Here is a 24,167-nt window from a genome sequence, read left to right as displayed (position 1 = left end):
TCGACCTGACGGTCATCGCCCCGCCCGCCGTCCCGTTTTTTCGCAGCTCAGGGAGGATCTGATGCTGGATAGTTCCGAAGGATATGTCACCGAAGACGGCCGCAAGATCGGCGGTGTGGTGATGGAGATGAAGAACATCACCCTGCGCTTTGGCGGTGTGGTGGCGATCAAGGACATCTCGTTCGACATTCGCGAGGGTGAGATCCGGGCCATTATCGGACCGAACGGGGCGGGCAAGTCCTCGATGCTGAACGTGATTTCGGGGTTCTATGTCCCGCAGGAGGGTGAGGTTTGGTTTCACGGATCAAAACGCCCACAGATGCGACCCTTTGAGGTGGCGCAGCAGGGCATCGCGCGGACGTTCCAGAACATCGCTCTGTTCGAGGGGATGAGCGTTTTGGACAATGTGATGACCGGGCGTTTGGGCTTCATGAAGACCAATATTTTTCAGCAGGCTTGGTGGAAGGGCAAAGCCGAGGCGGAAGAGACGGAAAATCGCGAGGCGGTCGAGAAGATTATCGATTTCTTGGAAATCCAACACATCCGCAAGACGCCTGTGTCCCGCCTGCCCTACGGTCTGAAGAAACGGGTCGAACTGGCGCGAGCCTTGGCGGCGGAGCCAAAGCTGCTGCTGCTGGATGAGCCGATGGCGGGCATGAACGTTGAAGAGAAAGAGGACATGAGCCGCTTTATCCTGGACGTGAATGACGAGTTTGGCACCACCATCGCGCTGATCGAACACGACATGGGCGTTGTGATGGACCTGAGTGACCGCGTGGTGGTGATGGATTATGGCCGCAAGATCGGTGACGGCACACCCGATGAGGTGCGCAACAACCAAGAGGTCATCGACGCCTATCTGGGGGTGAGCCATGACTAGACATCTGACAGACATGAGAGGGGGCGGACATGCCTGATCAGTTGGTATTTGCGATGGAGGTCATTCTGAATGGCCTGATGGCCGGGGTCCTTTATGCGCTGGTCGCGCTGGGCTTTGTGCTGATTTACAAGGCATCGGGGATTTTTAACTATGCCCAAGGGGTTATGGCACTGTTTGCGGCAATGACTCTGGTGGGGATCATGAAAGGTCAGGTGCCGTTTGCGCATCTGATCAATGCCATGTTCGGCACGCATATCCACTATTTTGGCTGGAACGTGCCTGCGCTGCTGGCGATTATTCTGACCATGGCGGTGATGGTGTTGCTGGCCTGGGCGGTGCAGCGCTTTGTGATGCGCCATCTGGTGGGTCAGGAGCCGATCATCCTGTTCATGGCGACGATCGGCCTGGCTTATCTGCTGGAAGGTGTGGCCGATCTGATGTGGGGCTCTGAAATCAAGACGCTGGATGTGGGCCTGCCGCAGGGCATCAACCTGTGGATTGATGAGAGCACATTCAACATCTTCGGCTACGGCTTCTTCATCGACAATCTGGACATTGTTGCAACAGTTATCGCGGCGTTGCTGGTGGCGGCGCTGGTGGCGTTCAGCCAGTACACCAAGCAGGGCCGGGCGATGCGTGCGGTGGCCGATGACCACCAGGCGGCGCTGTCCGTGGGGATTTCGCTGAATTTCATCTGGGTGATGGTTTGGTCGGTCGCCGGGTTCGTGGCCCTTGTCGCAGGCATCATGTGGGGTACGAAATCGGGTGTGCAGTTCTCGCTATCGCTGATCGCGCTCAAGGCGCTGCCGGTGCTGATGCTGGGCGGGTTCACCTCGATCCCCGGAGCGATTGTCGGAGGGTTGATCATCGGTGTGGGCGAGAAACTGTTCGAATTTGCCATCGGCCCGCTTGTGGGCGGTGCGACCGAGAACTGGTTTGCCTATGTGCTGGCGCTGATCTTCCTCGTGTTCCGGCCGCAGGGTCTGTTCGGTGAGAAGATCATCGAGAGGGTGTAGCGATGCAAAAGTTCCTCGCCATCACCAACGTGATCGCATGGGCCGGGTTCTGGGCCTTTGGATATATCGCTCTGACGTCGGATGATCTGACGGACGGGCAGGTGACAATCGCAGCGATCCTGGCTTTTGCCGGACTAGTCATGGGCATCCTGGCTTACCTCAAGCTGGTCCGTGCGTCCGAGGCGACGGGATATGCCAAGGGATCGAACCAACTGGATGCCGCAGCCCGCAACCGGGCGCAGGAAGAATGGGGAAAGTAAGACATGTTCTATCGTGAGGCCGGAGATTTCAAAGTCTCTTACGTGGATGACAGCCAGACCTTCCCGATCAAGTTCGACCGGTATCGGTACTATGTGGTGCTTGCCGTGGCGTTTGGGATCATCCCGTTCATCATCAACGACTATTGGGCAAATGCGCTGCTGCTGCCGTTTCTGATCTATGCGATTGCGGCGATCGGACTGAACATTCTGGTGGGCTATTGCGGGCAGGTTTCGCTGGGCACCGGCGGGTTCATGGCTGTAGGGGCCTATGCTTGCTATAAGCTGATGACGGCCTTCCCGGATGTCAGCATGTTCATCCATGTCATCCTTGCCGGAGGTATCACCGCGTTGGTCGGTGTGCTGTTTGGCCTTCCAAGCCTTAGGATCAAAGGGTTCTATCTGGCCGTGGCGACTTTGGCGGCGCAGTTCTTCCTTGTCTGGCTGTTCAACAGGGTGCCGTGGTTCTACAACTATTCGGCCTCGGGGCAGATTAATGCGCCGGAACGCGATGTGTTTGGTATCATCATTACCGGCCCGAATGCGCCTGCATGGGCAACCTATCTGTTTTGCCTGATCTTCCTAGCGGTCTGCGCCGTCGTCGCTCGCAACCTGACGCGTGGTACCACAGGACGTAAATGGATGGCGATCCGGGACATGGACATCGCGGCCGAGATCATTGGTGTGAATCCACTTCGGGCTAAGCTGACGGCTTTTGCTGTCAGCTCGTTCTTTGTGGGTATTTCGGGTGCGTTGTTCTTTGCGGTTTATCTGGGCGCGGTCGAGGTCGGCGAAGTCTTCGGTATTCAGAAATCGTTCCTGGTGCTGTTCATGATCATTATCGGTGGACTGGGATCCATCTTTGGATCTTTTGCCGGGGCTGCGTTCCTTGTGCTGTTGCCCGTTGTCCTGAAGGTCGTCGGCGCGGACATGCTGGGCTGGCCCACCGATATCGTGGCTCATTTGAATCTCGTCATCGTTGGCGCGCTGATCATCATGTTCCTGATCCTTGAACCGCATGGGCTGGCGCAGCTGTGGCGCGTGGCCAAAGAGAAACTCAGACTCTGGCCGTTCCCGCACTAAGCGGTCCGGCCCAATCAGATAACGGGTGCAAAGCCCGAACTCACCATCGGACCAACCAAGGGAGGAGACACCCGATGAAATTGAAACTGGCAACCATGGCGCTCGGCGCCGCAATGGCGGCAGGTCCGGTTATGGCCGACCTCGTATTCCCGTCGCTCAGCTATCGGACCGGGCCTTATGCGGCGGGCGGTATCCCGTTCGCGGATGGCTATGCTGATTACTTTACCCTGCTGAATGAACGCGATGGCGGTATTGGTGGCGTGGCGACCAAGGTGATCGAATGCGAAACCGGCTATAACACCGAAAAAGGTGTGGAATGCTATGAATCCACCAAGGGCGAAGGCTCGCTGGTGTATCAGCCGCTGTCGACTGGTATCACCTATCAGCTGATCCCCAAAACCACCGCAGATGGCATTCCGATGCACACGATGGGGTATGGGCGCACCTCGGCCAAAAACGGCGATGTGTTCAGCCATACGTTCAACTATCCTGCGAACTACTGGGATGGGGCCTCGGGCGCGATCAACTACCTGCTGGATACAAACAATGGCGACTTGAGCGGCAAGAAAATCGCGCTGGTCTACCACAACTCGGCCTACGGCAAGGAGCCGATCCGCACACTGGAAGAGCTGTCTGCCAAGCACGGGTTCGAGCTGGTTGCCCTGCCTGTGGATCATCCTGGTCAGGAGCAGAAGTCGCAGTGGCTGCAAATCCGCCGTGATCGTCCCGATTTCGTCCTGATGTGGGGCTGGGGCGTGATGAACCAGGTGGCGGTGCAGGAAGCTGCCAACATCCGTTACCCGATGGAAAACTTCATCGGCATCTGGTGGTCGGGCTCGGAAAACGACGTGCTGCCAGCGGGTGAAGCTGCGAATGGCTACAAGGCGCTGACCTTCCACAATGTGGGCACCGATTTCCCGGTCTTTGATGACCTGCAGAAATATGTCGTCGATGCCGGTAAAGCCGCTGGCGCGGGCGATCAGGTGGGTACGGTTCTGTACAACCGTGGTCTTTATGCCGCAATGCTGGCTGCCGAAGCTGCCAAGAAAGCGCAGGAAATCCACGGCACCGCTGACATCACCCCTGCGATGATGCGCGACGGCATGGAAGCGCTGGAAATCACCGAAGCCAAAATGACCGAACTGGGCCTGCCAAACTTTGGCCCGACCTTCTCGGTTTCGTGTGAAAACCACGGCGGCGACGCTCTGGTCGGTGTGACCCAGTGGGATGCGACCAACAAGACCTGGAGCCTGATTTCCGAGTTCAAAGCCACCGATGGCGACGTGATCGGTCCGCTGATCAACGAGGATTCGGGTGCATATGCGTCGGAAAACAACATCGGTTCGCGCTGCTGATCCGGTGATCTGAAACACGGGACGGCGGGCTCTCGCCGTCCCGACCTAAACACAAGGCTTGAGGACACGCGCTGATGCTGGATGCGGCTCAAAACACCGAAGTGCAGACCGAAACCCTGCTTGAGGTCAACAATATCGAGGTGATCTACAACCACGTGATCCTCGTCCTCAAAGGCGTGAGCCTGACCGTGCCCAAGGGCGGTATTACCGCGCTGCTGGGTGGAAACGGGGCAGGCAAGACGACGACGCTCAAGGCGGTGTCGAACCTGCTGCATTCCGAACGCGGCGAGGTGACGAAAGGCACGATCAAGTATCGAGGCACCAGCGTGCATGAAAGCGATCCGGCGGATTTGGTTGAAAAGGGTGTCATCCAGGTGATGGAAGGCCGCCATTGCTTCGAACACCTGACGGTTGAGGAAAACCTGCTGACCGGTGCCTATACCCGCAAGGACGGTGCGGCGGCGATCCAGAAAGACCTTGAGCTTGTCTATTCCTATTTCCCACGGCTGGCCGAACGCCGCAAATCCCAAGCCGGATATACTTCGGGCGGTGAGCAACAGATGGTCGCCATGGGGCGCGCATTGATGTCGCGGCCCGAGACAATCCTGCTGGACGAACCCTCGATGGGTCTGGCCCCGCAGCTGGTCGAAGAGATTTTCGGAATCGTGAAGGACCTGAACGAGAAAGAGGGTGTGTCCTTCCTGTTGGCCGAACAGAACACCAACGTGGCGCTGCGGTTTGCGCATTACGGCTACATCTTGGAATCGGGTCGTGTGGTGATGGATGGCCCGGCGGCGGAACTGCGCGAAAACCCGGATGTGAAGGAATTCTACCTCGGTATGTCGGATGAGGGCCGCAAAAGCTTCCGCGATGTGCGGTCCTATCGCCGCCGCAAGAGGTGGCTGTAAGCGGATGGAGGATCTGGCGATGACCTATTTCGACGCACTCGAAACCCGATCAGCCGACAAACGCGCCGCCGATCAGGCCGAGGCGCTACAAAAACAACTTGCACGGGCCCTGTCTGCCCCCGGTTTTCAAACGCATCTTGCGGATGTGGAGACAGATGGTGTCACATCGGTTGAGGACTTGCCCAAACTACCGGTTCTGCGCAAATCCCATCTGGCGCAGGCGCAGGCTGCGCGTCCACCGTTCGGGGGGTTCACGGTCAAACCTGCGCGGCATTTTCACCATGTGTTTCAGTCTCCGGGTCCGATCTATGAACCGGGTAGCACCGATCCCGACTGGTGGCGTATGGGCAGGTTCCTGCACGCTGCTGGTGTAGGGCCGGGCGATATCGTTCAGAATTGCTTTGGCTATCACCTGACGCCCGCGGGTATGATCTTTGAAAGCGGCGCGCGCGCGGTCGGGGCGGCTGTTTTGCCCGCAGGCACCGGCCAGACCGAGTTGCAGGTGACAGCAGCGCGTGATGTAGGCTGCACCGCCTATGCCGGGACGCCGGACTATCTGAAGGTCATACTGGACAAGGCGGATGAGATGGGCGTCCAGCTTCGGTTCACTACCGCCGTCGTAGGCGGCGGGGCCTTGTTCCCGTCACTGCGGCAGGAATACGCGGATCGTGGAATCTCGTGCCTGCAATGCTATGCGACCGCCGATCTGGGTAACATCGCCTACGAAAGCCCCGCCATGGAGGGGATGATCATCGACGAACATGTCATTGTCGAGATCGTGACCCCCGGCACCGGTACCCCAGTGGCAGAGGGTGAAGTGGGTGAGGTCGTTGTGACCTCTTTGAACCCCGACTATCCGCTGATCCGTTTCGCGACGGGCGATCTATCGGCGATCATGCCCGGCCATTCATCTTGCGGACGCACGAATGCGCGGATCAAGGGCTGGATGGGCCGCGCCGATCAGACCACCAAGATCAAGGGTATGTTTGTGCGCCCCGAACAGGTGGCCGCGCTGGTCGATAAACATGCCGAGATCGTCAAAGCCCGCGTCATTGCCGCCCGCCAGGGTGAGATGGACATGATGACCGTTCAGATCGAAAGCCCCGGTGGCGATGACATGGCCTACGCTAAATCGGTTGTCGAGCTGCTGAAACTGAAGGGCGCGATCGAGGTCGTCGCGCCGGGATCGCTGCCCAAGGACGGGTTGGTGATCGAGGATCAGCGCGTTTACGAATGAGGCCAAGCAGGTCTGCGGCAGTATGTGCCGCAGATTTGTATCCCTGCCCACTGGTGTTTCTGACCGTTTTGGTCGATTAATGACGAAACCTGCGCCTTAGCCAGTAACAAGCCGGGATCATGGCCGACGTCGAATTCTCAGAACATGGAACGCGCAATCGCGGCGCGTTGGGCACCCGGTTGGTGGCGACAGTAGCCTGTCTGGTGGCGGCGGCCTGTCTGCTGCCTATGCTCGCAGTTGTTCTGGCGGCGGTGACGGGCGGGACGGACACGATCTCGCACCTGATGGACACGGTCTTGCCGGGCTATGCGCTGACCACTGCGGTGCTGGTTGTTTTGGTGGCGATGGGGACGTTTGCCATCGGTGTCGGTGCGGCGTGGCTGGTAACGATGACGCGCTTTCCCGGAGTTCGGTTTCTGGAAATCGCTCTGGTGCTGCCGCTGGCTTTTCCGGCCTATGTTCTGGCCTATGCCTATACGTTTATTTTGGACCACCCCGGTATCGTTCAGACCACCCTGCGCGACATGACCGGCTGGGGTCCGCGCGACTATTGGTTCCCCGAGATCCGCTCGACCGAAGGCGCGGCGGTTATGCTGATCCTCGTGCTGTACCCGTATGTCTATCTGCTGGCTCGCGCGGCTTTTTTGCAGCAAAGCGCCACTGCCTTTCTGGCGGCCCGCGCGCTGGGTAACAGCCCTTGGGGCGCATTCTGGCGCGTGTCGTTGCCAATGGCGCGCCCGGCGATTGCAGGGGGCGTGTTGCTGGCGATCATGGAGACCATCGCAGATTTCGGCACCGTCGCCTATTTTGGCGTGCAGACCTTTGCCACTGGCATTTACACGAGTTGGTTTTCTATCGGAGACCGTGCTGCCGCCGCGCAACTGGCTTTGTGCCTGCTGGGTTTTGCGCTGGTCATGGCCGTGGCTGAACGGATGCAACGCGGCAAAGCGAAATATTATCAGGCGGGCAAAAACCACGCCGCGCTGCCCTCGGCCCAATTAAAGGGATGGCAGGCGGCAGCGGCGTTCACGCTGTGCATCATCCCGGTGTTGCTGGGGTTCCTGCTGCCTGTGTTCATTCTGGTGCAGATGGGGACGGAATCGGAACAAAACCTGCTGTCACGGCGCTATATCGGGTTCATTCAAAACTCGCTGATTTTGGCAGGGACGGCTGCGGTCGTGACGGTTTTTGCTGCGATCTGCGTTGGGTTCTTTCAACGGCTTCGGCCTGGTCGGGTATCCTCTAGCACAGGGTATATGGCGCGGCTGGGCTATGCGGTGCCCGGCGGAGTTATCGCCGTCGGACTGATCGTGCCCTTTGCCAGTTTCGACAATGCTCTGGATGCGTGGATGCGGCAGACTTTCGATATCTCGACCGGGTTGCTTGTCACCGGCTCGATCTGGCTGCTGGTTGCGGCCTATATGGTCCGGTTCCTGGCCGCTGCGCTAAGTGCCTATGAGGGCGGTCAAAGCACAGTCCACGCCAATATGGACGCGGCCTCTCGGTCCTTGGGGCAAAGCCCGCTGGGCACGTTGCGCCGCGTGCACTTGCCGATTCTGACACCATCGCTGCTGACCGCGCTGCTGATCGTGTTTGTGGACGTGATGAAAGAGCTGCCCGCGACCCTGATCATGCGCCCGTTCAACTTCGACACACTGGCGGTGCAGGCCTATCGGCTGGCCTCGGACGAACGGCTTGAGGGGGCTGCGGTGCCGTCGCTAGTCATTCTGGCTGTGGGACTGCTACCGGTCATTTTGATTTGCCGGCAAGTGGGTCGCAGACGCTAGGGCGCTTCAAAATTGCCACACCCTGTCGTGCGTGGGCTTGATTCAGGCGCGTTTTCCGGCAAGGCTTGGAGTATGAACATGCAGCCTCCCAGCCGGTTCTCTGGTAACTCGGCCCAGATGCCCGTCGCTTTCAACCGCCACGAGATGTCTCATATCCTGTCCGTCTATGGTCGGATGGTCGCCGCCGGAGAATGGCGGGACTACGGCATTTCCAACCTCCGCGATATGGCCGTGTTTTCGATCTTTCGCCGCACGGCCGAACACCCGATATACCGGGTAGAAAAGCACCCGCGTTTGCGGCAGAAACAGGGGATGTATTCGGTGGTCGGCATGGATGGCCGCATCCTGAAGCGCGGTCAGGATTTGCGTACCGTGCTGCGGGTTCTAGAACGCAAGCTGATCCGCTCGGTTGACCTTGATTAGAGCCTTTTGTGACTGGTCACCGGTCCGTCACCCTGATCTTTGATCCGCGCAACGGCCTGCGCCATCGGCTCAAAGGTCACATCCATGTGGAAGGCATTGGCGTGCAGAAGCATGTCCTCGGCATAGACCCATGCAACATGGCCCTTCCAGAACAATAGATCACCACGTTGAGGCGGGGTGCCGTCTTGCAGAGTTTGCCCGACCGCGCGCTCTTGATCTCCGCTATCACCCGGGCAAGGCATCCCGCAGGCCAGCAATCCGGCCTGCACAAGGCCCGAGCAATCCAGCCCGCTTCGGCTGTTGCCGCCCCACAGATACGGTGTGCCCAGAAACAGCTCGGCCACGGCGACTGGGTCGGTCAGGGTGACGCCGATGGGTTTGGCGTGAACGGCGGGAATGAAACCAAGTTCGGTTTCCAGAAACCCGTTCACTTCGGACCGGGCGGCTATCCTGCCGCCGAAGCTCAGTGACGCGATGTCCGGGCTTTTCATATCCGCTTGGGTATAAGAATGGGTGGCCGGGGCGGTAATCCAATGGGTTGCGGGGGTGTCCGGGCCAAGCTGGCCCGACCGGACCCAGCCCGGATAACCGTCCTTGTCTGATGTGATCCGGCTCCAACCCTCTACTGTATCAGTGACCGCGACAGTATCCCCATACAAAAGTTGCCGATCCCGGGGCCCATCTGGGCTGCGCATCAGATCGACGACCGGCTGTATGATGCGGTGTTGGGTCATAGGCCCAGCATCTCGGGCAGGGCGGTCAAAAGGGCACGTGGGCCTTGACCCAGCCCGCCCTTGCTGCGTCCGGGTTCTTTGCTGCGCTGCCACGAATAGATGTCGAAGTGTATATAGGGACTGTCGACCGCAAAACGGCGCAGGAACAGGGCGGCAGTGATCGACCCGGCAAATCCACCCGCAGGGGCGTTGTCCAGATCGGCGATGCCGGGTTCGATCATGCCTTCGTAAGGCTCATGGAAGGGCATCCGCCAGACTGGGTCGGCTGCTGCGCGCGCCGCGTGGGTCAAGGCGTCGGCAGCCTTGTCGCTGTCGGTGTAGAAGGGCGCCAGATCAGCACCAACAGCCACACGCGCCGCCCCGGTCAGCGTCGCCATCGAAATAACAAGGTCTGGTTTCCCCTCATCCGCTAGCGCCAGCGCGTCCGCCAGAACAAGACGCCCTTCGGCATCGGTATTATTGATCTCGACCGTCAGACCCTTGCGCGAGGTCAGGATATCGCCGGGTCGAAAAGCGTTCCCAGCCACCGAATTCTCAACCGCTGGGATCAGAACACGCAGTTGCAGCGGCAGGTTCAGCGCCATGATCATCCGCGCCAGCCCTAGCACGTTGGCTGCCCCGCCCATATCCTTTTTCATCAACCCCATCGAGGCACCGGGCTTCAGGTTCAACCCGCCAGTATCGAAACAGACACCCTTACCGACCAGAGTCAGTTTTGGCCCGGCGTTGCCCCAGTTCATCTCGATCAGCCGAGGCGCCTGCGCGGCGGCACGGCCCACCGTGTGGATCATGGGAAAATTCTGTTCCAACAGATCATCGCCTGCAATCACCGAACAGGATGCACCGAATTCCTGCGCCAGCGCTTCAGATGCGGCCTGCAACTGATCCGGCCCCATATCCGAGGCGGGGGTGTTGACCAAATCGCGGATCAACGCCTCGGCCTTGGCAAGAACCTCCAATCGGGCGGGATTCACACCAGCCGGTGCGACGAGGCGCGCTTTGGCAGTGGATTGGCTGGCATAGCGGTCGAAACTGTATCCGGTCAGCAACCATCCCAGGCATTCAGTCTCAAGCACATCATCCGATACCCCCGAGGCTATGCGATACGTGCCTTTGGGCAACGCTTCGGCCGCTGCGGCCAGTGGGAACCGTTTGCGCGCCCGTCCTGCTGGTTTGCCGTAGCCGGCCAGCGCCATGGACGGCGCACCGTCTGCATCAGGGATCAATAGCGTTTGACCCAAACCGGCTGTGAACCCGCTGTGTTCCACCCAAGTCGCCACGGAACCGGGCTGATCCGAAATCCAGCTTTCCAGATCGGACTGCGCGATCACATGCAGCGGCAGGGACGGGTCAGAGGCGGGGGCAAAAGACAGGGTCATGGCGATCTCAACTGGTTCGAATTGCGCCCAGCCTAGTCACCCACGATCCGTCCGCAAGCCCCGTCAGACCGAAAGATCCTGCTGGTCCCAGATCACGGTCAGCGATTTTTCACCCACGCGGATCAGGCGCGACAGCGTTGACCCCGTGGCCACGGCATCGCCGACATCAACATTATGCGCCACGTCCCCTGCTACGCGCGCCAAAGCGGTCATCCCAACCTGTTCGGAAATCGCCACCAGAGAACGCGCGCATTTGCGCAAGCTCACCCAATCGCGCCGCCGCCAGTAGCGTTCGCAATTTGACAGGCGCACGGCCAGTTCCTCGACCGTGCGACACAACACGTCCAATGCATTCTGATCCCCCAACTGTCCGCACAATCCGTTCAGACGCTCCGGGTCCAAGCGGACGGATTCCTTGTGTTCAAGCGTGATTATCTTTTCCACCACATTCACCCCAATTCCTTGCACCCCCACGGTGTGGCCCTACTGTGGCGTGAAATTCCTTTGCAAAACCTTGCAGTGCTGCGGGATAATGGCTCGAATTTTCGGTGAATTCGGGTTACAGCACTCGTCAGACACAAGACTAAGGACGTAAGAATGGAACGCGCCAAACCTCTGCCGAGCTATCTGGTCAAACGGTATCACGGCTGGAAAGCCACCACCTATTCCGAAAATCAGGTCTGGTACCGGCGCCTCGCAACCGAGGGTCAGCGCCCGCGCGCGATGGTTATTTCGTGTTGCGACAGCCGGGTGCACGTGACGTCGATGTTCGGCGCGGATCAGGGCGATTTCTTCATTCACCGTAACATCGCCAACCTCGTCCCCCCATACGCCCCGGACGGAGATCACCACGGCACCAGCGCCGCCATCGAATACGCCGTGACCGCGCTGAAAGTGGCGCATCTGATCGTGTTGGGCCATTCGCAATGTGGCGGCGTTCAGGGCTGTATCGACATGTGCAAGGGCCAGGCCCCGCAGCTTGAAGCCAAAGACAGCTTTGTCGGGCGCTGGATGGACATCCTCAAGCCGAAATACGATCTGGTGGCCGATATCGAGGACAGCACGGACCAGGCACGCCAATTCGAGCGGCATGCGGTTGTTGCCTCGCTGGAAAACCTGCTGACCTTTCCGTTCATTGCGTCAGCAGTCGAGGACGGATCACTGAGCCTGCACGGTCTGTGGACCGATATCGGAGAGGGCGGGCTGCAATGCTATGACCCGCATGAAAAGAAGTTCGTGGTTGTTTGATTTTCGATAGGCGCAATGCGATGTGAAGGGCCGGTCAGGCCCTTCTCTTTTTGTGCAATTGAATCACCGTAGGATCATACCCTCGGGCTAGTTTAGTTCTGTCTCGATTTGAATGGTTTCTGCCTGTCCGGGGGCCAACTCCATTTCCCACGCCAGAACTCCCCGCCGGTTATCGACATTTTCTTCGGCAGGGCTGGGATTTGCGCTCCAGGTGATATTCAGATCATCCTGTTCGGAAAAGCGGACGCTCTCGAGCAGACGTAGGGGCCAAGTTTGGTCCGAGAGATTCTCGATGTGAATTTGAGCGCGTTCAACTCTTTCGTTCGAGCGTGATATCAACCCAACGTCACCACTGCGCCGTCCCAGGATTTGGTGCTTCAAAGTCAGAGCATAAAGAGGACCAAATCCCAATTCCACCTCTTCACGAGGTCCGATTTCGGGGCTGGCATCGATTGCGACCAGAACGCCATCGACATGCCATCTGGCATATTCCGAGGAGATTAGGTTTTGTGCATACGGATTCGTGAAACGCGCAGTGCGATAGGCCGTGTCGTCCCGGCTGGGGTTGGCCAAGGCAAAAAGTTCTACAGGTTGAGACATGCTATCCAGTTCCAGTTCGGCGGCCCCGTATCCACTGGAAATCGAGATCGGCACTGGCAGCGTATAGGTCGTGCCCGTTCCTTGGACTGACGCGGCGCTCGGGTTCCAACTTCTCGCGGTTTCTTCGACCACAACCGGGGCCTCTACGACCGGTTCTTCCAGCGTTTTGGGCTTTTCACGGATAGAGCGGCGTTTGGTTCGAATCCTAGACGCAGTGCTTTGATCGTCGGGTTGCAGTGTGGAAACGCTCAGGGTGATGTCGTTCCAGTCTTCACCAGTCGTTTGAGCCACAAAGACGCTGCGTTTGATCAGCACCTTCGGGGTATTTCCGGTTTTCAGATCAAAGACATAAGCCGGTTGCCATGATGCAGTTTCATAGTTGAGATATGACAGCGATAGTGTTCCGTTTGTATCTTCTTCGGCAATAACATCTACGGCGATAAAGATACGTTCATCCGCTTCCGGCACAAGCGCGGCCAGATCAGCGTGCGCCGTTTCCAACTCGGCCTCAAGCTCTGCCAGTTGGGTTTCAGTTTCTCGCGCCTCAAGTTCTGCTGCCTGCGCGGTGTTTTCAGCATCAAGGGTTTCGTCGCCAACCATGCGGGCAATGCTGCGCAGGTTTTCGGGATCCGACTCGGCCGAACCTACGTTACGCCCCAGATTGGTGAGGAACGCAATCGTGTGACCGGCAGCTTGGGCCTTCAATCGGGCGGTGTCAGCCTGATCCTCGACCGATTGGATTCGAGATTCTATGTCTTCGATACGTTCTTCTACCTTTTTGACGGCCTCGCCGACATAGTCGCGCCAGGGCACGTCTGCGTAGCGTGAGATCAGAGCCGTCTGACTTAATCCATCTGCGCGAAACTGCATTGTCGCGATTTGGTGGCCTACATCGTCGCTTTTCGGTGTGCCCAACAGAACCAGTCGATGACGGCCCACTGGCACATCGAATGCGCCTGTTCTGGTGATCTGAGCCCCTTCCGGGTACACAGTCACGGCGCTAACATTGGTTTCAATGGTAAAAGTTTCAGCATGTAGAAGTGTCGGCAACAAGGCCAAAGAATAGATCAAAGATTTCATAACAACTCGCAACAAATCAGTGGCACCATACCGTATAGGTTGCAGGAGTGCTGCGCTGCATCAAGTCAAAAGAAAATGAGCCGCCAGATTGGGCAGCCGTTTGATTGCAGGGACAGCCAAAAAACTGTGGGGCAAGTTCTTCACCGGATTTGCCGAGGTCGTGGCGGAACGGGAGGTGTCCTGACCTTTTAAGCTTGGGGGGATCTATTGTTTGCGTCCGTGAGCAAATGAGTTGACCGCAATGCGGATCAAGGCGATCACCATGCCTGTAGGAGATTTCCGCAGGCAGGAGGTGTGGGATGTCGATTGGCCCTCAGGTCAGGAAGCTTGAAGACAGGGTTTTGATTAATCCCAAAGACGGTCCTGCCATCAGGCGTCTCGTTACTCTTTTGGACCTTTGGGAAAATTCCGAGAATGCAAGCGGTACCTTTGGCGCGACGCAGGCCCGGATAAATGAAGACCTAGGTCCAGATTGGCGTCAGGACATGCTGGATCGCTCGCAAATTTGCGAAAGTTATCATCATTGGATGTCTGTCTTGTCTTCTGCAGGCATGGCTACTGCCGTCCCGATTGCTCAGGCGTTTTCGGGCCGGGTCATGACAATCAAAGGCCAACAAACGCACTGCGATACGAGGATCAAGTTCTTCAAAGAAACCAAGTTGATATCGCGGCTTTGTCACGATTGCTACAAAGTGCAAATCTTGCCTTCAAATCTAGACGAGATGTTCCAGACCTATTTCCTTTTGCTTTTGCTCAATCTGCCGAACGACAATGCAAGGAAGTGCATGATTGAGCTGAGAGATGGCATCAAATACCCCTATAAAGGGTATATTTATTGCCAGAGCATCGAAGAAGCTAAGGACTGCATGGTAGCTTTCGAAAGCCTCAAAATTCGGAACGGGGTAAAGGGGATTCGTACAAAAATTTCGCACGGATGCTCCGAGTTCGTGCAGGAATACCCGGATTTTAAATTCAACGAAGCTGAAGCATTCAGTGAGTTCAAGGTACCAGATGATTGGGTTGCGAAAGAGACGCGCTATTTCAAAAACTTGAAGCTCCCGACATCCTTGCGGAAGACGAACTCGAAAACGTTTCTCAGTCTGAGGGATGTTTTCAGTTTTCGCACATGGGTAAAATACGCTGAACTAATTGGCGACGAAGCCAGTGAGTCATACAGATCGCAACAAGGTCCGAACCTGTTACCAACGTTTATTCAACGCGTTCAGAAGCAAGCAAAAAAGCGGAACAGCGAAATGAAAGCGCTCGTCGAAACAGACTGATGGTACAGCATGTTGCAAGAACGGACATTTGCGTCCGGACAAAACAGCGAGTTTTCGGCAGAGATGGTGCCCAGGAGAGGACTCGAACCTCCACGTCCATACGGACACTAGCACCTGAAGCTAGCGCGTCTACCAATTCCGCCACCTGGGCAGGTGTCGTGGAGGGGCGTTTAAGCCCACTGGCGAGGGGCGTCAACCGGATTCGGGAAGTTTTTTGAAAGTTTTTTGACCGCATACGGAACACCCCTGAGAATGGTGGGGTTTTTCCCTTGCACGCGGCGTTATTGCGCCTTGTTCCGCGACCTTTTGGGCGGTAGATCGGATCTGGACCTAAAAACAGGAGCCCTTCTATGTCAAAACTGGTCACGATTTATGGCGGATCTGGGTTTGTCGGCCGGTATGTCGCGCGGCGCATGGCAGGCGAAGGGTGGCGTGTTCGGGTAGCGGTGCGCCGTCCGAACGAGGCGATGTTTGTCAAACCCTATGGCGTGGTCGGGCAGGTCGAACCTATTCTTTGCAATATCCGCGACGATGCCTCGGTCGCAGCGGCTATGCAGGGCGCGGATGCGGTGGTGAACTGCGTGGGTGTGCTGAACGAGCTGGGCAAGAACGCGTTTGACGCCGTTCAGGCCGAAGGTGCCGAACGGATCGCACGGATTGCGGACAAGCAGGGGATCGCGACGATGGTCCATATCTCGGCCATCGGCGCGGATGCGGACTCGGACAGCGAATATGCGCAGACAAAGGCACAGGGTGAAGCCGGCGTACAGGAACATATGCCCGGTGCCGTGATCTTGCGCCCCTCGGTCATTTTCGGGACCGAGGATCAGTTCTTCAACCGCTTTGCCGGGATGACCCGCATGGGGCCATTCCTGCCGCTGGTGGGCGCTGAGACGAAATTCCAGCCGGTGTATGTGGATGATGTGGCCAAAGCCGCTGTGCAGGGCGTTTTGGGACAAGCTAAGGCTGGCACCTATGAGCTGGGCGGGCCCGAGGTGAAATCTTTCCGCGCGCTCATGCAGCAGATGCTTGATGTGATCCATCGCCGCCGCATCATTCTGGGGATGCCGTTCTTTTTGGCCCGGATCATGGCCGGAGTTCTTGATATTGTGAAGTTCGTCAGTTTCCAGTTGTTCCCGAACAACATCCTGACTCGCGATCAGCTAAAGAACCTGCGGCGCGACAATGTCGTGTCGGACGGAGCCAAGGGTTTTGCCGATCTGGGGATTGAACCCGCCACGCTGGAATCGGTTCTTCCGGACTATCTGTGGAAGTTCCGCCCCTCGGGTCAGTATGACGAGATCCAGAGATCGGCCAACAATCTGCGCACCTGATTAGCTGTAGGCGATGATCAGCAGGATCACGCCCAGACAAACGCGGTAGATCACGTAAGGCGTAAAGCTGACACTGCGCAGCAGGCGCATCATCAGGGATAGCGCCAGCAAGGCGGCGGCAAAGGCAAAAAGGGCAGCGATGGCGCCGTCGATGGCCAGCCGCAGGTCGGCCTCTTTGATCACATCGATCGACAGCAGGATGCCCGAGGCCAGGATCGTCGGGATCGACATCAGCATTGCGATCCGTGCGCCGTCTTCCCGCGTATACCCAAGATGCCGTGCGCCGGTGATTGTGATGCCGGACCGCGACGTGCCGGGGATCAGCGCCAGCATCTGCCACAGCCCCATGATGGCTGCATCTTTCAGTCCCCAGTCCTTGGCTTCTTTTGTCTGCGGGCCTTTCTGATCCATCCAATAAAGCAACAGCCCAAAGCCCAGCATGGTCCATCCGATTACCGCCATCGAGCGCAGGGATTGGCTGAGTCCGCTTTGAAACAGGACCGCCCCAAGGATTACGGTCGGGATGGTCGAAACGATCAGCCCCAAGGCCAGTCGCGCTTGTTCAGTGTCCGTCTTACCGCGCAGCGCGCGGGGCAGCCCCGCCGCCGCGGACTTTACGTCGGGCCAGAAATACAGGACCACGGCACCCAAAGTTCCCACATGAACCGCTACGTCTATGGCCAAACCCTGATCTTGCAGGCCGGTCAGGCTGGGCAGAAGAATCAGGTGGCCCGAGGATGAGATCGGCAGGAATTCGGTGACGCCCTGAATGATTGCCACAAGAATCAGCTGAAAAAGACTCATGAACCTGCCCGTGCCATTGCCACGTGTTTTATGCGATTCATGGGTATAAGTGCTGCGTTGAAAAGGAAAGGACACTTATAGGTCCGAATCGGATCTATTTTTTCAAAGTTTTTGGACATCATTGGAAATTTTGCTTTGGAAATTACTAAATAGGTCAGCATTTATGACTTTTCATCTGATCTTGCATCTTTTATGGAAGCTCGACCAAGCCAATTCATGGAGTCTGACCCGTGGCCAAGCAACCGATGCTGAAATTTGTGCAAGTCGATCGCGCCATGCCCGAAAAGCGTGCCGCAGACACGCGCAAGGAAGACTTTGACGAGATTTACGCCGAATTCGCCTCGGCCAAGGCGGAAGAGCAGGCCAGCCGCTGCAGCCAATGCGGTGTGCCTTATTGTCAGTCCCACTGCCCGCTGCACAACAACATCCCCGATTGGCTGCGCCTGACCGCAACCGGGCGCTTGGAAGAGGCCTATCAGACCAGTCAGGCTACCAACACCTTCCCCGAGATCTGTGGCCGTATCTGCCCGCAGGACCGTCTGTGTGAAGGCAATTGCGTGATTGAACAGTCCGGCCATGGCACCGTGACCATTGGTACGATCGAGAAATACATCACCGATACCGCATGGGACAAAGGTTGGGTTAAGCCCGTTGTTCCGGGCACCGAGCGCAGCGAAAGCGTCGGCATCATCGGTGCGGGTCCTGGTGGTCTGGCGGCTGCCGACATGCTGCGCCGCGCCGGTATTCAGGTAACGGTCTATGACCGCTATGACCGCGCCGGTGGTTTGTTGATGTATGGTATTCCGGGTTTCAAACTGGAAAAGGACATCGTGCAGCGTCGCAACGATCTGCTGGCAGATGGTGGCGTGACATTTGAACTGAATTGCGACGTCGACGCCACGAAATTCGAAGAAATTCGTGGGAAGCACGACGCAGTGATCATCGCCACTGGCGTTTACAAGTCGCGTGACCTGTCCATGCCGGGCAGCGGTTTGGCCGGGATCGAGAAGGCGATTGACTTCCTGACGGCCTCGAACCGCAAAAGCTTCGGCGACGCGGTTGAAGACTTCGACAATGGTCGCCTGAACGCGGCTGGCAAAAAGGTTGTCGTAATTGGCGGCGGCGACACCGCGATGGACTGTGTGCGAACCTCGATCCGTCAAGGGGCGACATCGGTCAAATGCCTGTATCGCCGCGACCGCGCGAACATGCCTGGTTCGCAGCGCGAGACTCAGAACGCCGAAGAAGAAGGCGTGGTGTTTGAGTGGCTCAGCGCGCCCAAGGGCTTTACCGGCGACGACAACGTCACAGGTGTGATGGTGCAGAAGATGCGCTTGGGCCAGCCCGACGCAACCGGCCGTCAGGCCCCCGAGGTGATCGAAGGCGCGGACTATGTCGAAGACGCCGATCTGGTGATCAAGGCGCTGGGATTTGAGCCCGAAGACCTGCCCAGCCTGTTCGGCCAGCCCGACCTGCCCGTGACACGCTGGGGTACCGTCAAGGCGGCCTTCCAGACCGGCGAGACCGAGATGGACGGCGTCTATGCCATCGGTGACATCGTGCGTGGGGCCTCTCTGGTCGTGTGGGCGATCCGCGACGGGCGCGATTGCGCCGATGCAATCATTGACCGGTTCAACACCAAGGCTGCGGTTGCAGCCGAATAAACCCAGCGATCAGGAGCCTCGAAATGCCCGAGTTGCAAGGCCAATGCATGTGTGGCGCGGTCACGGTGACCGCTACGCCCGCGCGCGATGCGCTGGGCGCGTGCCATTGCGACCAATGCCGACGCTGGACAAGTTCGATGCTGGTTACTTTTCAGGCCGAAGAAGGCTACGCCGCGCTTGGGCCGGTCAAGACCTTCACCTCGTCCGATTGGGCCGAGCGCGCCTTCTGCGCTGACTGCGGCTCGGCGCTGTGGTACCGGATCACGCTTCCAGGTGAAATGCACGGACACACGCAAATCGCGGCAGGCCTGTTTCAGGATACAGGCCACGCGCTGAAACTTGAACTTTACTTCGACAAAAAGCCCGAAGGATACGCGTTCGCAGGTGAACGCAAGCAAATGACCAAAGCCGAGGTCGAGGCCATGTACGCCCCCTCGGAAGAAGGAGACAGCCAATGACCAAATACGATGCCGATTGGGTGCGCGCCGAAGAAGCCAAACGTCAGTGGATGGCCGAAAACGGTCTCTATACCGAGGAGGAAGAACATTCATCCTGCGGTGTCGGCCTTGTCGTGTCTGTCGACGGTAAGCCGTCGCGCAAGGTGGTCGACGCGGGGATTGATGCGCTCAAGGCGATCTGGCACCGGGGCGCTGTGGATGCCGATGGCAAGACCGGAGATGGCGCGGGTATCCATGTGCAGATCCCTGTACCCTTCTTCTATGATCAGATCCGCCGCACCGGCCACGAACCCAATCTGGATGAGCTGATCGCGGTCGGTCAGGTCTTCTTGCCCCGTACGGACTTTGGTGCGCAGGAACAGTGCCGAACCATCGTGGAAACCGAAGTGCTGCGCATGGGTTACTACATCTATGGCTGGCGTCACGTGCCGGTCGATGTGACCTGCCTGGGTGAAAAGGCCAATGCGACCCGGCCCGAAATCGAGCAGATCCTGATCTCGAACTCCAAAGGTGTGGACGAAGACACTTTTGAGCGCGAGCTCTACGTGATCCGTCGCCGGATCGAAAAGGCGGCGTTGGCGGCAGGAATTTCCGGCCTGTATCTGGCGTCGCTGTCGTGCCGTTCGATTATCTATAAAGGAATGATGCTGGCCGAGCAGGTAGCGGTTTTCTATCCCGACTTGATTGACGAGCGTTTCGAATCCGCCTTTGCGATTTATCACCAGCGCTATTCGACCAATACTTTCCCGCAGTGGTGGCTGGCCCAGCCCTTCCGCATGCTGGCGCACAATGGTGAGATCAACACGCTGAAGGGCAACATCAACTGGATGAAGAGCCATGAGATTCGCATGGCGTCCTCGACCTTTGGTGACTATGCCGAGGATATCAAGCCGATCATCGCAGGTGGATCGTCGGATTCGGCCGCATTAGACTCGGTTTTCGAGGTTCTGGTGCGTGCAGGCCGGTCTGCTCCGATGGCAAAAACCATGCTGGTGCCAGAGAGCTGGTCCAAGCAGGCGGTTGAGCTGCCGCAGGCATGGCGCGACATGTATTCCTACTGCAACTCGGTGATGGAGCCATGGGACGGCCCTGCCGCGTTGGCCATGACAGATGGCCGTTGGGTCTGCGCCGGGCTCGACCGGAATGGTTTGCGCCCGATGCGCTACGTTGTGACGGGTGATGGATTGGTTATCGCCGGGTCGGAGGCCGGGATGGTGCCGATTGATGAGGCATCGGTGACGGAAAAAGGCGCGCTGGGTCCGGGTCAGATGCTGGCCGTGGATATGAAGCGTGGCAAGCTGTACCGCGACACGCAGATCAAGGACAAACTGGCCCGTGCCCTGCCCTTTGGCGAATGGGTTGGCAAGATCAACGATCTGAATGAAAGCCTGTCAGGCGTGACCGAAACCGCGAAGTTCAGCGGAGAGGAACTGCGCAGGCGCCAGATCGCAGCCGGTTATTCTGTTGAAGAGCTGGAGCAAATCCTTGCCCCCATGGCTGAAGACGGCAAAGAGTCCCTGGCCTCGATGGGCGATGACACGCCATCGGCGGTTTTGTCCAAGCAATACCGCCCGCTCAGCCATTTCTTCCGCCAGAACTTTAGCCAGGTGACTAACCCGCCGATCGACAGTCTGCGCGAATACCGCGTCATGTCGCTGAAAACCCGGTTCGGTAACCTGAAAAACGTGCTGGACGAAGACAGCAGCCAGACCGAGATCATCACGCTGGACAGCCCCTTTGTCGGCAACACCCAATGGGACAAGCTGGTAGAAAATCTCGGTTCGCCGCTGGCGGAAATAGATTGTAGCTTTGAACCCGGTCGGGGCGCGTTAAGCGCCGCTTTGACCCGTGTTAGAGCCGAGGCAGAAGAGGCCGTGCGCTCGGGCGCGGGGCATCTGGTGCTGTCCGACATGGGTTCGGGCGCAGGTCGCGTGGCGATGCCGATGATTCTCGCGACCAGCGCGGTGCACTCGCATCTGACCCGTCAGGGGCTGCGGACCTTCTGTTCGCTGAACGTGCGCTCGGCCGAATGCGTTGATCCGCATTATTTTGCGGTTCTGATTGGCTGCGGCGCGACCGTCGTGAACGCTTATCTGGCTGAGGATTCGCTGGCCGACCGCATTGATCGCGGCTTGCTGGATGGCACGCTGACCGAAAACGTCGCACGGTATCGGGAGGCAATCGACCAAGGCCTGCTGAAGATCATGGCCAAGATGGGTATTTCGGTGATCTCCTCCTATCGCGGCGGTTTGAACTTTGAGGCCGTGGGCCTTAGCCGTGCGATGGTGGCTGAGTATTTCCCCGGCATGACCAGCCGGATTTCCGGTATCGGTGTGACCGGTATTCAGACCAAGGCCGAGGAAATCCATGCCAAGGGCTGGGACAGCGGTCTGGACGTGCTTCCGATCGGTGGTTTCTACAAGGCGCGCAAATCGGGTGAGACCCACGCGTGGGAAGCGACCTCGATGCACATGATGCAGATGGCCTGTAACCGCGCATCTTACGAGCTGTGGAAGCAATACTCGGCCAAGATGCAGTCGAACCCGCCGATCCACCTGCGCGATCTGATGGATTTCAAACCGCTGGGCAAACCGGTGCCGATTGAAGAGGTCGAGTCGATCACCTCGATCCGCAAGCGCTTTGTCACGCCGGGCATGTCGCTGGGTGCGCTGAGCCCCGAGGCGCACAAAACGCTGAATGTGGCGATGAACCGGATTGGCGCGAAATCTGACTCGGGTGAAGGTGGCGAAGATCCGGCGCATTTCGTGCCCGAGCCCAATGGCGACAACCCGTCTGCCAAGATCAAACAGGTGGCCTCGGGCCGGTTTGGTGTGACAGCCGAATACCTGAACCAGTGTGAGGAGCTTGAGATCAAGGTCGCCCAGGGTGCGAAACCCGGCGAAGGTGGTCAGCTGCCGGGCATGAAGGTCACCGACCTGATCGCGCGTCTGCGCCATTCGACCAAAGGCGTGACCCTGATATCGCCGCCGCCGCACCACGACATCTACTCGATCGAGGATCTGGCGCAGCTGATCTATGACCTGAAACAGATCAACCCGCGCTGTAAGGTGACGGTCAAGCTGGTTGCGTCCTCGGGCGTGGGCACGATTGCCGCCGGTGTGGCCAAGGCGAAAGCCGATATTATCCTTATTTCGGGTCACAATGGCGGCACGGGCGCGTCGCCTGCAACTTCGATCAAATACGCCGGTCTTCCGTGGGAGATGGGCCTGACCGAGGCGCATCAGGTTCTGGCGATGAACAACCTGCGAGATCGCGTGACTCTGCGGACCGATGGCGGGCTGCGCACCGGGCGCGATATCGTGATGGCTGCGATGATGGGGGCCGAGGAATACGGCATCGGCACCGCTGCCCTGATCGCGATGGGCTGTATCATGGTACGTCAGTGCCAGTCGAACACCTGCCCGGTTGGTGTGTGTACGCAGGACGAATCCCTGCGCGCCAAATTCACCGGCAATGCCGACAAGGTCGTCAATCTGATCACCTTCTACGCTCAGGAAGTGCGCGAACTGCTGGCTAGCCTCGGTGCGCGCTCGATTGACGAAATCATCGGCCGGGCCGATCTGCTGGCGCAGGTTAGCCGGGGTTCGGCGCATCTGGACGATCTGGACCTGAATCCGCTGCTGATTACCGTCGATGGCGCACATGACATCGTCTATAACCGCGACAAGGATCGCAACGCAGTGCCCGATACACTGGATGCCGAGATCGTGCGCGATGCGGCGCGGTTCCTGAAAGACGGCGAGAAGATGCAGCTGTCCTACGCGATTCAGAACACGCACCGGACGGTTGGTACTCGGGTGTCCAGCCATATCGTGCAGAATTTCGGGATGCGGAACACGTTCCAGGACGACCACCTGCATGTGAAATTGCAGGGCTCGGCCGGTCAGTCGCTGGGGGCGTTTGCGGCTCCGGGGCTCAAGCTGGAAGTGTCTGGCGATGCTAACGACTATGTTGGCAAGGGCCTTTCCGGTGGCATGATCGTTGTGCGCCCACCGCAGGTCAGCCCGCTTAAGGCAGATGACAACACGATCATCGGCAATACTGTTCTGTATGGCGCCACCGATGGCCACCTGTTCGCAGCAGGCCGCGCAGGCGAACGGTTCGCGGTTCGGAACTCGGGCGCCAAAGTGGTGATCGAGGGCTGTGGCTCGAACGGGTGCGAATACATGACCGGCGGTGTCGCCGTGATTCTGGGCGACATTGGTGCCAACTTTGGCGCGGGCATGACCGGCGGCATGGCGTACCTGTACGATCCCGAAGGCAAGGCACAGGCTCTGATGAACATGGAAACGCTGGTGACCTGCCCGGTTACGGTGGACCATTGGGAAGACCAGCTGAAAACGCTGATCGAAACTCATCAGTCTGAGACCTTCAGCCGCAAGGCCGCTGATATCCTGCAACATTGGGATGTGGAAAAGGCCAATTTCCTGCAGGTCTGCCCGAAAGAGATGCTGAACAAGCTCGGCCATCCTCTGACCAATGAGATAGAAGCCGTTCCGGCAGAATAAGCCGCCAATCAGTCAAATTGCAAAACCCGCGTACCACCACGGTACGCGGGTTTTCTTATGCCGGGACCTCTACAACAGACATTTCAAACAAGACCTACACGTCGTATAGCT

General features: G+C 58.2%; 20 protein-coding genes, 1 tRNA gene and 1 pseudogene. 16 read left to right on the top strand and 6 right to left on the bottom strand.

All coding sequences use genetic code 11. From position 1 onward, the window contains the following. Positions 1-61 precede the first annotated feature (61 nt). The 9 genes from AC2FJ6_RS14730 to AC2FJ6_RS14690 all read left to right on the top strand — a co-directional run bounded on the left by AC2FJ6_RS14730 (position 62) and on the right by AC2FJ6_RS14690 (position 8,946). Entirely contained in the window at positions 62-880 is an 819-nt protein-coding gene (locus AC2FJ6_RS14730) for an ABC transporter ATP-binding protein (protein WP_170771453.1), read from the top strand. Positions 881-909: 29 nt separating this feature from the next. After that, positions 910-1,896 carry a branched-chain amino acid ABC transporter permease gene (locus AC2FJ6_RS14725; protein ID WP_170771455.1) on the top strand — a complete coding sequence of 329 codons (987 nt, stop codon included), beginning with the start codon at positions 910-912 and terminating at the stop codon, positions 1,894-1,896. A 2-nt stretch (positions 1,897-1,898) separates the two neighbouring features. After that, the gene (locus AC2FJ6_RS14720) at positions 1,899-2,156 is read left to right on the top strand and encodes a hypothetical protein (protein ID WP_170771457.1); all 258 of its coding nucleotides are present in this window, start codon (positions 1,899-1,901) and stop codon (positions 2,154-2,156) included. A gap of 3 nt (positions 2,157-2,159) precedes the next feature. Further along, a complete protein-coding gene (locus tag AC2FJ6_RS14715; RefSeq protein ID WP_170771459.1) occupies positions 2,160-3,236 on the top strand; it encodes a branched-chain amino acid ABC transporter permease in 1,077 nt (358 codons plus the stop codon). 74 nt (positions 3,237-3,310) lie between these two features. Next, the gene (locus tag AC2FJ6_RS14710) at positions 3,311-4,591 is read left to right on the top strand and encodes an ABC transporter substrate-binding protein (protein ID WP_170771461.1); all 1,281 of its coding nucleotides are present in this window, start codon (positions 3,311-3,313) and stop codon (positions 4,589-4,591) included. Positions 4,592-4,665: 74 nt separating this feature from the next. Continuing rightward, positions 4,666-5,499 (top strand): ABC transporter ATP-binding protein, encoded by an 834-nt coding sequence (locus AC2FJ6_RS14705; protein ID WP_170771463.1) that lies wholly within the window; start codon positions 4,666-4,668, stop codon positions 5,497-5,499. A gap of 19 nt (positions 5,500-5,518) precedes the next feature. Further along, entirely contained in the window at positions 5,519-6,736 is a 1,218-nt protein-coding gene (locus AC2FJ6_RS14700) for a phenylacetate--CoA ligase family protein (RefSeq protein WP_170771465.1), read from the top strand. Positions 6,737-6,855: 119 nt separating this feature from the next. Next, positions 6,856-8,523 (top strand): ABC transporter permease, encoded by a 1,668-nt coding sequence (locus tag AC2FJ6_RS14695; protein ID WP_170771484.1) that lies wholly within the window; start codon positions 6,856-6,858, stop codon positions 8,521-8,523. A gap of 72 nt (positions 8,524-8,595) precedes the next feature. After that, the gene (locus AC2FJ6_RS14690; protein ID WP_170771486.1) at positions 8,596-8,946 is read left to right on the top strand and encodes a DUF2794 domain-containing protein; all 351 of its coding nucleotides are present in this window, start codon (positions 8,596-8,598) and stop codon (positions 8,944-8,946) included. Here the strand turns inward: AC2FJ6_RS14690 and AC2FJ6_RS14685 are convergent. From AC2FJ6_RS14685 to AC2FJ6_RS14675, 3 genes are all read right to left on the bottom strand, one after another. After that, entirely contained in the window at positions 8,943-9,680 is a 738-nt protein-coding gene (locus AC2FJ6_RS14685) for a C40 family peptidase (protein WP_496669423.1), read from the bottom strand. The two genes, AC2FJ6_RS14690 and AC2FJ6_RS14685, sit on opposite strands and share 4 nt — an antisense overlap. Continuing rightward, positions 9,677-11,059, bottom strand: a complete 1,383-nt coding sequence (locus tag AC2FJ6_RS14680; RefSeq protein WP_496669421.1) for a leucyl aminopeptidase family protein — start codon at positions 11,057-11,059, stop codon at positions 9,677-9,679. The genes AC2FJ6_RS14685 and AC2FJ6_RS14680 overlap by 4 nt, the downstream gene beginning before the upstream one ends. 63 nt (positions 11,060-11,122) lie before the next feature. Next, complete coding sequence (locus AC2FJ6_RS14675; RefSeq protein WP_170771590.1) at positions 11,123-11,512, bottom strand: hypothetical protein; 390 nt, start codon at positions 11,510-11,512, stop codon at positions 11,123-11,125. A 144-nt stretch (positions 11,513-11,656) separates the two neighbouring features. Between AC2FJ6_RS14675 and AC2FJ6_RS14670 the strand changes: the two genes are divergently transcribed. Beyond that, a complete protein-coding gene (locus AC2FJ6_RS14670; RefSeq protein WP_170771492.1) occupies positions 11,657-12,307 on the top strand; it encodes a carbonic anhydrase in 651 nt (216 codons plus the stop codon). Between the two features lie 87 nt (positions 12,308-12,394). Here the strand turns inward: AC2FJ6_RS14670 and AC2FJ6_RS14665 are convergent, their stop codons facing one another. Beyond that, entirely contained in the window at positions 12,395-13,987 is a 1,593-nt protein-coding gene (locus AC2FJ6_RS14665) for a DUF4139 domain-containing protein (protein ID WP_496669419.1), read from the bottom strand. Between the two features lie 82 nt (positions 13,988-14,069). Here AC2FJ6_RS14665 and AC2FJ6_RS14660 point away from each other — a divergent pair. Both AC2FJ6_RS14660 and AC2FJ6_RS14655 read left to right on the top strand, forming a co-directional pair. Further along, positions 14,070-14,171: pseudogene (locus tag AC2FJ6_RS14660) on the top strand (carbon monoxide dehydrogenase); the annotation flags it as partial. 115 nt (positions 14,172-14,286) lie between these two features. Continuing rightward, on the top strand, positions 14,287-15,267 hold the full coding sequence (locus tag AC2FJ6_RS14655; RefSeq protein ID WP_496669417.1) for a hypothetical protein: 981 nt from the start codon (positions 14,287-14,289) through the stop codon (positions 15,265-15,267). A gap of 64 nt (positions 15,268-15,331) precedes the next feature. On the opposite strand, the gene AC2FJ6_RS14650 is transcribed toward AC2FJ6_RS14655, so the two are convergent. After that, a tRNA-Leu gene (locus AC2FJ6_RS14650) sits at positions 15,332-15,418 on the bottom strand. 199 nt (positions 15,419-15,617) lie between these two features. Here AC2FJ6_RS14650 and AC2FJ6_RS14645 point away from each other — a divergent pair. Next, on the top strand, positions 15,618-16,601 hold the full coding sequence (locus AC2FJ6_RS14645) for a complex I NDUFA9 subunit family protein (RefSeq protein WP_170771498.1): 984 nt from the start codon (positions 15,618-15,620) through the stop codon (positions 16,599-16,601). On the opposite strand, the gene AC2FJ6_RS14640 is transcribed toward AC2FJ6_RS14645, so the two are convergent. Next, entirely contained in the window at positions 16,602-17,405 is an 804-nt protein-coding gene (locus AC2FJ6_RS14640) for an undecaprenyl-diphosphate phosphatase (protein WP_170771500.1), read from the bottom strand. Positions 17,406-17,635: 230 nt separating this feature from the next. On the opposite strand from AC2FJ6_RS14640, the gene AC2FJ6_RS14635 reads away from it, so the two are divergent. The 3 genes from AC2FJ6_RS14635 to gltB are packed head-to-tail and all read left to right on the top strand — an operon-like array spanning position 17,636 to position 24,056. Next, positions 17,636-19,069 carry an NAD(P)-dependent oxidoreductase gene (locus AC2FJ6_RS14635; protein WP_170771502.1) on the top strand — a complete coding sequence of 478 codons (1,434 nt, stop codon included), beginning with the start codon at positions 17,636-17,638 and terminating at the stop codon, positions 19,067-19,069. A 23-nt stretch (positions 19,070-19,092) separates the two neighbouring features. Next, complete coding sequence (locus AC2FJ6_RS14630) at positions 19,093-19,527, top strand: GFA family protein (protein WP_496669415.1); 435 nt, start codon at positions 19,093-19,095, stop codon at positions 19,525-19,527. Then, the gene (gene gltB, locus AC2FJ6_RS14625; RefSeq protein ID WP_496669413.1) at positions 19,524-24,056 is read left to right on the top strand and encodes a glutamate synthase large subunit; all 4,533 of its coding nucleotides are present in this window, start codon (positions 19,524-19,526) and stop codon (positions 24,054-24,056) included. Before AC2FJ6_RS14630 ends, gltB begins: the two co-directional genes overlap by 4 nt. Positions 24,057-24,167 lie beyond the last annotated feature (111 nt).

This window comes from Ruegeria sp. CDSA089 (assembly GCF_059612205.1).
Note: the sequence above shows the minus strand (reverse complement) of the source record. Positions and strands in the feature narration are given on the sequence as shown.